Origin of the sequence: Palleronia sp. LCG004, assembly GCF_032931615.1 — a bacterium.
In the GTDB taxonomy this organism is placed as follows: Bacteria; Pseudomonadota; Alphaproteobacteria; order Rhodobacterales; family Rhodobacteraceae; genus Palleronia.
Map to the genome: position 1 here is coordinate 378,880 of NZ_CP136759.1, position 13,200 is coordinate 392,079.

9 protein-coding genes are annotated in these 13,200 nt (G+C 64.9%); 5 read left to right on the forward strand and 4 right to left on the reverse strand.

Annotated features, from left to right (window positions below):
• Positions 1 to 3: 3 nt before the first annotated feature.
• The 3 genes from RVY76_RS01840 (at position 4) to RVY76_RS01850 (ending at position 6,136) form a co-directional block, all read left to right on the forward strand.
• Positions 4 to 1,776, forward strand: a complete 1,773-nt coding sequence (locus RVY76_RS01840) for a glycoside hydrolase family 2 protein (RefSeq protein ID WP_317375431.1) — start codon at positions 4 to 6, stop codon at positions 1,774 to 1,776.
• On the forward strand, positions 1,773 to 2,501 hold the full coding sequence (locus tag RVY76_RS01845) for an FCD domain-containing protein (RefSeq protein ID WP_317375433.1): 729 nt from the start codon (positions 1,773 to 1,775) through the stop codon (positions 2,499 to 2,501). The genes RVY76_RS01840 and RVY76_RS01845 overlap by 4 nt, the downstream gene beginning before the upstream one ends.
• Positions 2,502 to 2,779: 278 nt before the next feature.
• Positions 2,780 to 6,136, forward strand: a complete 3,357-nt coding sequence (locus RVY76_RS01850) for a hypothetical protein (protein ID WP_317375434.1) — start codon at positions 2,780 to 2,782, stop codon at positions 6,134 to 6,136.
• A 157-nt stretch (positions 6,137 to 6,293) separates the two neighbouring features.
• Here RVY76_RS01850 and RVY76_RS01855 read toward each other — a convergent pair whose 3' ends face one another.
• From RVY76_RS01855 to RVY76_RS01865, 3 genes are all read right to left on the reverse strand, one after another.
• Positions 6,294 to 8,318 (reverse strand): ASKHA domain-containing protein, encoded by a 2,025-nt coding sequence (locus RVY76_RS01855; protein WP_317375436.1) that lies wholly within the window; start codon positions 8,316 to 8,318, stop codon positions 6,294 to 6,296.
• Between the two features lie 100 nt (positions 8,319 to 8,418).
• Positions 8,419 to 9,402 carry a methyltetrahydrofolate cobalamin methyltransferase gene (locus tag RVY76_RS01860; RefSeq protein ID WP_317375438.1) on the reverse strand — a complete coding sequence of 328 codons (984 nt, stop codon included), beginning with the start codon at positions 9,400 to 9,402 and terminating at the stop codon, positions 8,419 to 8,421.
• 52 nt (positions 9,403 to 9,454) lie between these two features.
• Positions 9,455 to 9,751, reverse strand: coding sequence for a virulence factor (locus RVY76_RS01865; protein WP_317375439.1), 297 nt, complete (start codon positions 9,749 to 9,751; stop codon positions 9,455 to 9,457).
• Between the two features lie 232 nt (positions 9,752 to 9,983).
• On the opposite strand from RVY76_RS01865, the gene RVY76_RS01870 reads away from it, so the two are divergent.
• Together RVY76_RS01870 and RVY76_RS01875 are read left to right on the forward strand one after the other, a co-directional pair.
• The gene (locus RVY76_RS01870; protein ID WP_317375440.1) at positions 9,984 to 11,099 is read left to right on the forward strand and encodes a Ppx/GppA phosphatase family protein; all 1,116 of its coding nucleotides are present in this window, start codon (positions 9,984 to 9,986) and stop codon (positions 11,097 to 11,099) included.
• Positions 11,100 to 11,158: 59 nt separating this feature from the next.
• The gene (locus RVY76_RS01875; protein ID WP_317375441.1) at positions 11,159 to 11,881 is read left to right on the forward strand and encodes an RlmE family RNA methyltransferase; all 723 of its coding nucleotides are present in this window, start codon (positions 11,159 to 11,161) and stop codon (positions 11,879 to 11,881) included.
• Here RVY76_RS01875 and RVY76_RS01880 read toward each other — a convergent pair.
• Positions 11,878 to 13,197, reverse strand: coding sequence for an ATP-binding protein (locus tag RVY76_RS01880; RefSeq protein WP_317375442.1), 1,320 nt, complete (start codon positions 13,195 to 13,197; stop codon positions 11,878 to 11,880). The genes RVY76_RS01875 and RVY76_RS01880 overlap by 4 nt on opposite strands.
• Positions 13,198 to 13,200 lie beyond the last annotated feature (3 nt).

The following is a 13,200-nucleotide window of genomic DNA, read 5'->3' on the forward strand; positions in this document are numbered from 1 at the left end:
GCGATGCTCGAGCGATCCGATCTCGCCGAGAACGCCCTCCAGGCGCTTCACGACGAGGATTACGATCGCCCCTACAACACGCAAGGCCTGAACGCGGAGACCCTGATCTTCGCTGGCGGGCGGCGGGGGCGATCGCTCGACGGCGACTGGACCTTCTGTGTCGACCTCCTCGATACGGGGCTGAGGCAGAAATGGTTCGCGCTGGAACCCTCCGACCCGGAGGATCGGATCGAGCCCTGGGATTACGATCCCTACGAGGGCGAGACCGTTCCGGTGCCGTCCTGTTGGCAGATGCTCGAGGAGAAGTGGTACTTCTTCGAAGGATCTGCCTGGTACGGACGCTGGATCGATCTCGACCCGCATGACGGTCGGCGCTTCCTGCGGATCGGGGCCGCGCAATACGATTGCAAGGTCTTCGTCAACGGCCGGTTCCTCGGCAACCATTACGGCGGCTCGACGCCGTTCTGCGTCGAACTGACGGGAGCGGTTTCGCCCGGCCGGAACTTCGTGCTGCTCTGCGTGAACAATGCGCGCACGCGCGACCGCGTGCCCATGCGCAACACCGACTGGTTCAATTATGGCGGGATCACGCGCGAGGTGACGCTCTACGACACGCCCGCGACGGTGATCCGTGATCTTTTCGTGCGGCTCGAGGACGGCCGGATCCGCATTTCGGTGCATGCCGACGGGCCGTCCGACCGGGTCCGCGTCGAGATCCCCGAACTCGGCATCTCTTCGGAGATCGCTCTGGCCGAAGGGCAGGGCGAGGGCAGCTTTGATGCGGTGCCGGAGCTCTGGTCCCCCGAAACTCCGCGCCTCTATGATGTTCGCGCCGAAGCGGGCGGTGACGTGGTGACCGATCGGGTGGGCTTTCGCACGATCGAACGACGGGGGACCGAGATCGTTCTCAACGGCGATGCCCTCTTCCTGCGCGGTATCTCGGTCCACGAGGACGACGCCGAGACAGGCAAGCTGACATCCGAGGCGGATCTGAGGCGCAGATTCGCCCATGCGGCCGAGCTCGGCTGCAATTTTCTGAGGCTTGCGCATTATCCCCATCACGAGATGGCCGCGCGGCTCGCCGACGAACTTGGCTTCCTGCTCTGGGAGGAGATCCCGGTCTATTGGGCGATCGATTTCGCCAATCCCGCGACGCTCAAGGATGCCCGCAACCAGCTCGTCGAACTCATCCGTCGCGACCGCAACCGTGCGAGCGTCGTGATCTGGTCGATCGGCAACGAGAATCCCGACACCGACGCCCGGCTCGAGTTCATGCGCGATCTGGCCGAAACCGCCCGAAGCGAGGATCCCACGCGCCTCGTCGCGGCCGCCTGTCTCGTCAATCACCGCAAGCTCAGGATCGAGGACCGGCTCGCCGCCCATATCGACGTGATCGGCATCAACGAGTATTACGGCTGGTACGACGAGGATTTCGACGAACTTGGCGTGATCGGCCGCAATTCCGCGCCCGACCGCCCCGTGGTGATTTCCGAGACCGGGGCGGACGGCGATCACGAGATGGGGCCCGCACGCGGCCTTTTCTCCCTCGACTACCAGGCAGAGGTCTACCGCAAGCAGATCGCGACCCTGCGCGGCCTCGACTACGTGAAGGGCATTTCTCCCTGGATCCTCTACGATTTCCGGGTCGAGCGGCGGCAGAACAGGTTTCAGCGAGGGTGGAATCGAAAGGGACTGATCGCGGCCGACAAGACGACCAAAAAGCCCGCATTCGACATCCTCGCTACCTATTACGCGGAGCGAAAGGCCGGCGGATGAGCGCGCGGCGCTATGGAGAGGTCGCGGCACAGATCCGCGATCTCGTCGCGCGTGAGGGGATCGAGCCCGGGGGGCGATTGATGCCCGAACGGGCGCTGTCGGTACGGCTCGACGTTTCCCGTTCGATCATTCGCGAGGCGATCGTCCTGCTCGAGATCGAGGGCCTTGTCGAGGTGCGACGCGGATCGGGGATCTATCTCGGCGATCCGGGTGCGACTGCGAGCCTGCCAGAGCCCGACGATATCGGGCCGTTCGAACTCCTGCAGGCGCGCCAGATCCTCGAAGCTGAGATCGCGGGCTTTGCGGCACGCATGGTCACCAAGGCCGATATCGACCGCATGCGTGCGACGCTCGAGGGCGAGCGCCTGTCACTGGCGAATGGCGACGGGGATTACGCGGGCGACCGAGCTTTTCATCGTCAGGTTGCCGAGGCCACTCAGAACTCCGTGCTGGTCGATATGGTCGAGGACCTCTGGCGCAAGAGGGAGCAGAGCTCGATCTGGGCGGGACTGCACCGGCGGATCTTCGAAACGGATTACCGTGCGGATTGGCTCGACGATCACCAGGCCATCCTTGATGCGCTGAGGGCCCGGAACGAGCGCGCGGCACGATCGGCGATGTGGCGTCATCTTGGCAACGTGCGGGATAGGTTGATGACGCTGTCGGATGTCGAGGATCCGCGCTTCGACGGGTACCTGTTCGACGACGTGCCCCTGAAGCCCTGAATCCAAGCCGTTTTCCGCCTATTCCACTTGATGAAGCTTGGGTATGCGCGCCGATCTGCCGGCCTCGGCCGAAGATCGCTGGCGAGAGGGTCCCCAGATACACGGTCACATCCTGTTAACCAAAAAGATGCTAGCCGTGGCCTCGCCTGGGCGGCAAAACCTTGCCTAGGCTGTTTGCAGGCCAGTTTTCGACCGATTAACGGTCCCAATTCAGGGGCACCGGGACCGGTTCCCGACGAAACGAACTGGCGAATCTCGCCGGGAAATGGAGCATTCTCTTGATTGACATCTCGAAGGCAGCCGGGCGGATCGACGTCACGGCAGGGCGCGTCACGACGTTCGATCTGGGCGGCAGCGTTTCCGCCGTGACCGCGCAACCGGAATCAGGCAACGTGACGATCAACCCTGACGGGACCCTCTCGCTGGTCCTGGCCGACAAGGATTTCCGGGGCCACACCGACTTTTCGGTAACGCTCGGCGAAGGGGCCGATGCGGAGCAGGTCGATGTCCTGATCCGCGCCAAGGCGGGTCCCCAGGCGAACGGTTGGGGCGAGGGCGATCATTACATGCTCGCGGTGGACGACGAAGACGATGTCGTCGTCGAGCCGGGCGAGAACCACCGCAAGATCTACGTTTCCGAAAGCGACGATGCGCTGAGCCGGTCCGATATCGCCGCGCGCGAAGGAATCTCCGAGGGCGACATCAACGCCAAATGGCTCGAAGCGCACCCCGAATACGGCGCGAGCGAGGACATGGCGCTCAAGACCGATCTCGGGATGTCGCTCTGGTATTCGACGACGGACAAGAGGGCGGACCCGACCTCGAACTGGCTCCTCTTCGAGCGAGGCTATGAGTACGACGATACCGGTCGGTTGATCGGTCGGGATTCGGACGGGGAATCGGATATTCACCCCCTCTATGTCGGCGCGTGGGGTGAAGGCGAGAAACCCGTTCTCGGGGACCGTGTGCATATCTGGCAGGATCCGAGTCAGAACGTGGTCGTACAGGGACTGGAGATCGACGGCGCACGCGTCATGAAGGGCGGGAATCTGCTGTTCGATGACGTGACATTCGACGGAAGCCAGGTGACCATTCAGGGTCTTTTCGGCGCAATCGACGGTGCGACGCTCCACGGAACCACGATCATCGACGCGACGAATGGCGGGCGGACAAGCGGCTTCTACGGCGAGAACATCGATGGACTTCTCATCGATAAAGTCTTCGCCGACCGGAACGGATGGTCCCCGGGATACGAGACCGGCGACGGCGATGCACCCCGGATGCAGAACCACAACATCTATATCCAGACCGGTGTCGAGGACGTGACCTTTCGCGACAGCATCTCGATGAGAGGAAGCTCTTTCGGTGCGCAGTTCAGATCCGGTGCGGTGATCGAAGGAAGTGCTTTCGTCGACAACAACGTCGCCTTCAACACCAGTGGTGGACAATACGACAACCGTGGGCACAACGACAATTATTCGCTCGTCCTCGACAATATCGTGACATCCGCCGGCAACAAGCCGGGAGCCGGAGCGCGCGATTGGGGCATCGAGGATTACGCGCGCTGGACAAGCTACGTGGGCAACATCATTGCGCATATGGCCGACCCCGCCGATCCCGAGGATCGGGCCAGCAAGACCGATGGACGACACGACCCCCACACGATCCGCTACGACGACGCATTCGCGGACGACACGCTGATCTACAACTGGATCAGCGACCGCTTCCGGGATTCGCCCCGCCACGACCACGATCAGAACCTCCCCGATATCGATCCGGCCGAACTCGACGAGGTCACGATCAGGCGCTTCGTCGAGAACGAGCTGGGCGTAAGCAATCCCGACGATCCGATCGACATCCTCGCAACGTTCCTTCGCGCGAACTGGGGGCAGATCGAGGCGAGCGACGTCGTCGACTTCTTCCAGAAGGGTTTCGGCAAGGACGTCTCGGTCATCGACGGCCCGCAGGATCTGCGTTTCGTCCCGGACGAGCGGGGTGAGGGCTTCCGTTGGGACAACCGGCTGAACTGGACGAGCGAGGAACTGCCCCAGAGCGGCGATAGCGTCGATCTTGCCGGCAACTGGGTCACCTATGCCGGTACCAACCGTCTGCAGTCGCTCGATCTCGGCGATGGCGGCAGGTTGACCGTTCGTCAGGGGCTTCTCGAGGTCGCGGACCTCGAAGGTGGCGTGAACAGCGCGATCGAGATCGGTCGGGCAGGTCAGCTCTGGACCGATGGGTATGACGGCGAAAAGCGTATCGACGTCTCGCAGGACGGCGGACGGTTCGCGAACTTCGGGACCGTCGAGGGTGGCCTCGATCTCGCCGTATCGAGTGGTGAGGCGATCCTTGCCACCGGTGGGGCCAAGTTCGAAGTCGATGGTGGCCTGCAGATCACCGGCGATCGCGCGAAGATCGGGTTCGACGGTCAGGGCGGCGGTGTCGCTTCGCTGTCGCTCGCCGACGGTGCGGTGCTGCAATTCGAGGCTGCACGGTCCGGCTTTTCGACCATTGCGGAATTCCGCAGCGGTCACTGGGGAACGCGCGCGAGCGATGTCGTTTCGTCGGTCGATCTCGGATCGGCCGATACCTGGCTCGTCGTCGATTTCGCGGATCTCCGGTCAAGCGGCCGGTTCGATCTCGTCGAGGTTGACGAACTCGTCGGAGGGTTCGGAACAATCGAGGTCGACGGTGCGTCCGGCATCTCTGTGTGGATCGACTATGCCGAGGACCGGCTTCAGGTCGCGAAGGGTGGAAACACTCTGACCCTCGTCGGCAGCGATGCCTCCGATGTCTTCGTGGCAGCCGACGGAATCGAGGTCAGGATCGAGGAGTATTCCTCGAACGACCGGCTCGACCTGACGGCGGTGATGGATGGACGCGACCTTTCGGATCTTCGTCTCGCGCAGTCGGACGGCGAGACGGCGATCGTCGATGCGGCGGGCGATGCGATCGCGACGTTCGGCGACGCGGTCGGGACGGTTCATCTGGTCGACGACGGCACTCGCGTCACCCTGAAGGGAGACACCAATTCCGGACCGATCGATCCGAAGCCGGAACCCCAGCCTGAACCGGAGCAACCCGAGCCGGAGCCCGAACCCGAGAAGCCCGAACCCCAGCCCGAACCCGAGAAGCCCGAACCCCAGCCCGAACCCGAGAAGCCCGAACCCCAGCCCGAGCCCGAGAAGCCCGAGCCCCAGCCCGAACCGGAAAAGCCGCAGCCACAGCCCGAGCCCGAAATGCCGGACCAAGGCGATGGCGGTCCGATCGACTGGAACGTGATCGAAGGGTCGTCGAGGCCCTACCAGAACCTTGCCGGCACGGATGGCAGTGATGCGATCCGGGCGAATGGGGGGCGTCTGAACCAGATCACCGGCGGTGACGGTGCAGATGCGTTCATCTTCGGGTCCAGGGTGGCCGACAATGTTCAGACCATGTCGGTCGTCAACGATTTCGATGTTTCGGAGGACATGGTCGTGATCGAGCAGGGGGCACAGATCGTCAGCCAGCGGATGCATGGCGACACGATGTGGATCGGCTTGAAGGGCGATTCCGACATGATCGCTCTCCAGGGCGACGACCTGTCGGTCGATACCGTCAAGATCGTCCACGACGACGCTCACTGGATCGGGTAAGCACTTCGGTTCAGGTTGAAAATCGAAAGACGATCGGAAGATCCAAGCCCGCCGGCGAATACCGGCGGGCTTTTTTTGTAATGGTGATCAGCTACGGAGCGATTCAGCCACGAACACCTGACCATGCCGGGTCACCGTCCCCCGCCGATTAAATGGGCTAGCGTCGGCGCCTACGACGTTCCTTGCCCGTGCCGCCCTGGTTGAAGGAGGTCTGCGGCAGGGTTACGATCTTCGCGAGTTCCGGAAACGGATCGCTGGCATGCGGAAGGGCATTGGCGGCGACGAAATGCTCCTGAAACCGCGGCTCGATCGCGGTTTCGACCTTTCGGATACGCTTCACCGTTTCCTCGATCTCGGCCCGGGCCCCGCGGTCGAGAAGCGCGATACGCGCACCCGTTCCGGCGGCGTTGCCTGCCGAGGTGACGTTCTCGAGTTTCGCATCCGGGATCATCCCGAGCACCATCGCGTGAAGCGGGCTGATATGCGCGCCGAAGGCCCCGGCGAGAACGATCCGGTCGACCTTGTCGACACCGCGTTCGTCCATCAGCAGGCGCGCACCGGCATAGAGCGCGGATTTGGCAAGCTGGATCGCACGGATGTCGCCCTGGGTGACCGTGATGCGGCGCTCGTCGTCTTCGTACACGACATAGACCTGCGTCCGGCCCTCGGGCCGGAGGCGCGACGTGCCTGCCTGTTCGGCCGTCCCGATGAGGCCCGAGGCGTCGAGAAGTCCCGCGATCCGCATTTCGGCCACGGCCTCGATGATGCCCGATCCGCAGATGCCCGTGACGCCGGTCGAGACGATGGCGTCGGCGAAACCGGGATCGTCCGACCAGAGCTCGCAGCCGATCACCCTGAACCGCGGCTCCTTGGTCGCGGGATCGATCCGGATCGCCTCGATCGCGCCCGCGGCCGCGCGCTGGCCGGAACTGATCTGGGCCCCTTCGAAGGCCGGCCCCGTCGGGCTCGAACAGGCCAGGACCTGCCTGCGATCGCCGAGCAGGATTTCGGCATTCGTCCCCACATCGACCACAAGGGTAAGCTCGTCGCTCTTGTCGGGGGCTTCGCTCAGCGCGACGGCGGCGGCGTCTGCCCCGACATGACCGGCGATGCAGGGCAGTAAATACACCCGAGCCGATGGATTGACCGAAGGGAGGTCGAGCTCCGGCGCGCCCAAAGTCATCGCGTCCGACGTGGCGAGGGCGAAGGGGGCCTGGCCCAGCTCGACCGGATCGATCCCGAGCAGCAGATGGTGCATCACGGGATTGCAGACGATCGTGGCCTCGACGATCGCGCGCGGATCCGTCCCGGACACCTCCGCGATCCCGTTGGCGAGCGAGTCGATGGCCTCGCGCACCGCGCGGGTCATCTCGCGGTCACCACCCTCGTTCATCATGGCATAGCTGACGCGGCTCATGAGATCCTCGCCGAAACGGATCTGCGGGTTCATGATGCCGGAGCTCGCCACGACTTCGCCGGTCTTCAGGTTGCACAGATGCGCGGCGATCGTCGTCGAACCGAGGTCGATGGCGAGGCCGAAGATCCCGCCTTCGTAGAAGCCCGGCCATATGTCGATCAGTCGTGCAGGGCCACGATGGTCCTGATGGACCGCGACGGTGACCTGCCAGTTCCCCTTGCGCAACGCGGGCTGCAGCTTTGACAGGATCGGAAGGGAGGTTGCTCCGATCTCGATCTGCCATTGATCGGCTAGGGCGCGCGACAGACGTTCGAGATCGCCCGAGGGCTCGTGCATGTCCGGCTCGGCGACGTCGACGAGGACCAGTCGCGTCGCCGGATCGAGCGTGATGTCGCGCGCGGCCGCCTCCTTGCGGACCACTTGGCGATGGACCTGCGATCCGGGCGGCACGTCGATCACGACATCCGCCTGGACCGTCGCCTGACACCCGAGCCGTCGACCGGGTTTCAGGCCGCGCTTGTCGTCGTAGCGCTGCTCGACAGCGTTCCACGCGCTCAGCGCATCGACGGCGACATGAAGGCCGAGTTTTGGAAAGTCGCCCTTGCCGGGTTCGACCTGGCAGCGCGAGCAGATCCCGCGTCCGCCGCAAACCGAATCGAGATCGACGCCGAGTTTCCGCGCCGCCGTCAGCACCGGCGTGCCGACGGGAAACCGCCCGCGCCGGCCTGACGGGGTAAAAACGACGAGCGGGTCCTGATCTGCCATGGTCGTCACCGGAAGGAGATTGCCGGAGGGCGCTGACGGCAGCCGTGACGGGCCGCATGAACACCGCGTCCGATCGCGGCCGGGCGGATCGCTTGGGCCCTCACGTCCTGCTGCGCCGCCTGCGACCGCCGCGTGCGCCGCCTGCACTCATCTGCGCCTTGGAAGCCTCTGCGAAATTCGCGCCTTCGTCCACCGCGTCGAGGATCCGCGAGAACTTGATCCATTCGTAGCCATTATCGTCGTGGTTCATGAGGAAGTTGGCGGCGCGAACGGCCTCCATCTCTACCGAGCGGACCGGATTCATGATCGCGCTCGTCATGCCGGCGGTGATCGCCATCGGCAGGAAGGCCGCGTTGATCCCGTGGCGGTGCGGCAGGCCGAAGCTGATATTGCTGGCCCCACATGTCGTGTTGACCCCGAGCTCGTCGCGCAGGCGACGCACCAGCGTGAAGACCTGCTGACCGGCATTGGCCATCGCGCCCACGGGCATGACGAGCGGGTCGACCACGATGTCGTGGGCGGGAATGCCGAAATCGGCCGCACGCTCGACGATCTTCTTGGCAACGGCAAAGCGGACTTCGGGGTCCTCGCTGATCCCGGTATCGTCGTTCGAGATCGCGACGACCGGTACATTGTATTTCTTGACGAGCGGCAGCACCAGCTCGAGCCGCTCCTCCTCACCGGTCACGGAATTGAGGAGGGGGCGCCCCTCGGCCGCCTCGAGCCCGTTCTCGAGCGCGCCCGGTACGGAGCTGTCGATGCAAAGCGGCACGTCGACCAGTGCCTGGATGCGGCGAACGAGTTCGGGCATGAGCTGCGGCTCGACGAAGTTGTTGTCTGCGTAGCGCGGATCCTCGGCCATCTTGTTGGTGAAGACGGCCCCTGAATTGACATCGAGGACCATCGCTCCGCAGGCGACCTGTTCGAGCGCGTCGCGCTCGACGGTCGAGTAATCGCCCTGTTCGAGCTCGGCGGCGAGCTTCTTGCGGCCCGTGGGATTGATGCGTTCCCCGATGACGCAGAAGGGCTCGTCGAAGCCGATCGTCACCGTCTTGGTCTTCGATTCGAGGGTCGTGCGGGTCATGGTGTCATCCTGTCTGTCGGCAACGCTCGCGCAATGCGCGGTGGTAGGTGGGTCAGGCCCAGCCGTCGTTTTCAATGAGGGCCTTCAGGCGCTCCCGGTCGTATTCGCGGTCGAGGCGCGCGATTTCGGCCTCGGCAGCCTCGCCGTCGGTCCCATCGACTTCTGCCGGATCGGCCTTGCGCCATTCGGCGATGTAGGCGTCGCTGCCCGCGGCACCCGATTTCATCGCGGCACGATCGATCGCCTGCTCGAACCGTTCGGGAAGCTGGATCTTCGTTGCGCGCCGTCCCGCACCCGCGATGACCTGTGCCGGAATGTCCCGCCAGTAGAGGATCGTCACCTTCGCCATGTCCGTAATGCCTTTCGATCGACCTCGATGCCACCGCGACCGGAGGGGAGGGGTCCGCCCGCTCGCGTAAGGACATCTATCCCCCGTGGGGGCTCCGGACCAGATGCCGCCGCCGTCATATCGTTCATCATGATGATGAGGGGGCGGAAACCCCGCATGTCCGCACGGCACCGCTTGCGCGGGCGGGGCGCGGCCCCTAGTCTCGGTGCAACTGAATGAGGAGGGCGCTCTCATGGCGCCCAGGCGTCCCACAGGTGCCGGCGCGTTCCCGAAACCGGTCGAGCCCCGAAGCACCCGTACGATCGATCCCGACACGCTTTATGCGGCGTTGGATCTCGGCACGAATTCGTGTCGCATGCTGATTGCCCAACCAAAGGGCAATCAGTTTCACGTGGTGGATTCCTTCGCGAAATCCGTGCAGCTCGGCGCGGGGCTCGAAAGCTCGGGCCGGTTGTCGCGCGCGGCGATGGCGCGGACGGTCCACGCGCTCGGGATCTGCCAGTCCAAGCTCGAGAAGCACAAGGTGAGCCACATGCGGCTCGTCGCGACCGAGGCCTGTCGCCGCGCAAGCAATGCGGCCGAGTTCATCGCGACGGTGCGCCGCGAGGTCGGACTGCCGCTCGAGATCATCAAGCCCGAGGAGGAGGCCCGGCTCGCCGTCATCTCTTGCGCGCCGCTGGTCAGCACCAAGACCGAGCAGCTTCTGGTCGTCGACATCGGCGGCGGCTCGACCGAGCTCGTCTGGATCGACCTCACGCGGGTGCCGAAGGTCGATCGGCCGCGCGCGATCATGCGGCTCCATGCGGGTTTCACGCCCAAGGACGGGTCGCCCTTTCCGGCGGCGCGGGTGGTCGACTGGATCAGCGTCCCCTGGGGCGTCGCGACCCTGCGCGAGCAGTTCGACGACGTGCGCAACGATGCCGCCCGCTTCGCGCTGATGAGCTGGTTCTTCGAGGAAAATCTCGTGAATTTCGCGCCTTACGCGAGCGAGCAGAAGCGCGAGGGGTTCCAGATCATCGGCACCTCGGGCACGGTCACGACCGTCGCGGCAAGCCATCTGGGCCTCCGCCGCTACGACCGCAACCGCGTGGACGGGCTGCGGATGACCTCCGACCAGATCGATGCGGTGATCCGGTCCTATCTGACGCTCGGCCCCGAGGGGCGGCGCACGGATCCCCGGATCGGACGCGACCGGCACACGCTCATCATGTCGGGATCGGCGATCCTGCAGGCGTTGCTGAGGGTCTGGCCCACCGACCGGCTGAGCGTGGCCGATCGCGGTCTGCGCGAGGGGTTGCTCTATGCCCAGATGTCGGCGGACGGTGTCCTGGACGACGGGCCCTACTAGGCGGGCCGTGCCCTGGATGGGCGTGCGGCGAATGCGTATTTGAGAAAAGCAAAGAGATCATGGCCAAGAAGACCAGCGGACGTGGACAGCGGGACCTGACGGTGAAGGTCAAGACCGCGCGAGGGCGGCGGAGCTCGTCTACGCGGTGGCTGCAACGTCAGCTGAACGACCCCTATGTCACGCGTGCCCGCGCCGAAGGCTATCGCGGGCGCGCAGCCTACAAGATCATGGAACTGGACGACAAGTACCGGTTCCTCGTGCCGGGCGCGCGGGTGGTCGATCTCGGCTGCGCCCCGGGCGGCTGGCTTCAGGTCGCGGTCCCGCGGATCAACGCGCTGGGCGAGAAATCGGGCAAGGCCCGCGGCAGGATCATCGGTATCGATCTGCAGGAGGTCGAGCCCATCGCCGGTGCGGAGATCCATCAGATCGACTTTCTCGATCCGGGCGCGGACGACCTGGTGAGGGGCTGGCTCGACGGCCCCGCGGATGTCGTGATGTCGGACATGGCGGCTGCATCGTCCGGGCACAAGCAGACAGATCACCTCCGGATCATCGCGCTTTGCGAGACCGCGGCCGAATTCGCCTTCGACGTGCTGGAGGAGGGTGGCACCTTCGTCGCCAAGGTGCTGGCGGGCGGTGCCGAGGGGGAACTGCAGGCGGTGCTCAAGCGCCGCTTCGAGAAGGTCGCGCATATGAAGCCGCCGTCGAGCCGGTCGGACAGTTCCGAGAAGTTCGTCGTGGCGAGCGGCTTTCGCGGGCGTGACGACGAGGACGAGATCTAGCGGGCGAGGACCAGATCGGCCCTGAGCCCGCCGAGCCGCTGGGACCGGTCCAGGCGCAGCGTTCCTCCGTGCTGCCGCGCGATATCCATTGCGATGCTGAGCCCCAGCCCCACGCCGCTGCCGCGATTCTGGTTGCGCGCGGGGTCGAGCCGGGAAAAGGGCCGCAACGCCTCGGTGCGCATCTCCTCGGGAATGCCGGGGCCGTCATCCTCGACCGTGAAGACGATCGCCCGCGGTCCGAGCGACAGGCCCAGTTCGGCCCGCGTGCCATAACGCGTCGCGTTCCCGAGCAGGTTCTCGATCGCCCGGGTGATCGCGAGCGGATGGAGCGAGACGGCATCCCCGCCTGCGACGCCGACGATCTCGACATTCTGTCCGGCACGTCGTGCATTCTCGGCCACGTCCTGGAGGAGGAGCGCCGGGTCCATCTCGACCGGATCGTCGAGTGTTCCGTCGCGCGCGAAGTCGAGGAAGGCGTCGAGCATGCGCTGCATCTCGTCCACGTCGCGCTGGAGCGCCGGGCTTTCGGGATCGTCGCTCATCGACAGGCCCAGACGCATGCGGGTCAATGGCGTCCTGAGGTCGTGGCTAACCCCGGAGAGCATCAGCGTGCGTTGCTCCATCTGCCGTTCGATCCTGTTGCGCATGTCGAGGAATGCCGCACCGGCCTCGCGCACTTCGGTCGCGCCGGACGGTCGATAGGGCAGGGTGCGTCCGCGACCGAAGGCCTGCGCCGCATCGGCGAGCCGCTTGATCGGTTTCAGCTGGTTGCGCAGGAACAGGTAGGCCACGACCGTCATCAGAAGCGATGCGAGAACCATAATTACGAGAAGCTGATGAGGATTGCTGGCCGAGACGCGGTTGCGGTCGAAGGAAAGCCCCAGCGGACCCAGCTGTGTCGCCACGCTCAACTGGACGCGCTTGTCGTCGCCGGCCAGATCCACGCCCATCAGCTCCGGCAGGGCCTCCCTCAGGGTCGGCAGCACCAGGCGACCGGAAAGGTCATAGAAGACCCGCGCGTCGCCGGTGACCGGATCGGCTTGCGGAAGCGCCACGTCGATGCGCAGGGCTTGGGCGAGCGGTTCGACCTCGCGCAGCGCATCGGGGATGTCGGGGGCGCTTTCGACCATCGAAACGAGCCGGCGCAATTCAAGCGCAACATTCCCGGTCATCTGCTCCGTCACGTCCTCGAAGAGGCGCTGGATGAAGACGACCGAAACGACGAGCTGGATCGTCAGGACCGGCAGCAGGAGGATGAGCGCGGCCCGACCGTAAAGGGATCGCGGCGTATAGCGTTTGAGCCAATCGACTGTCATGAT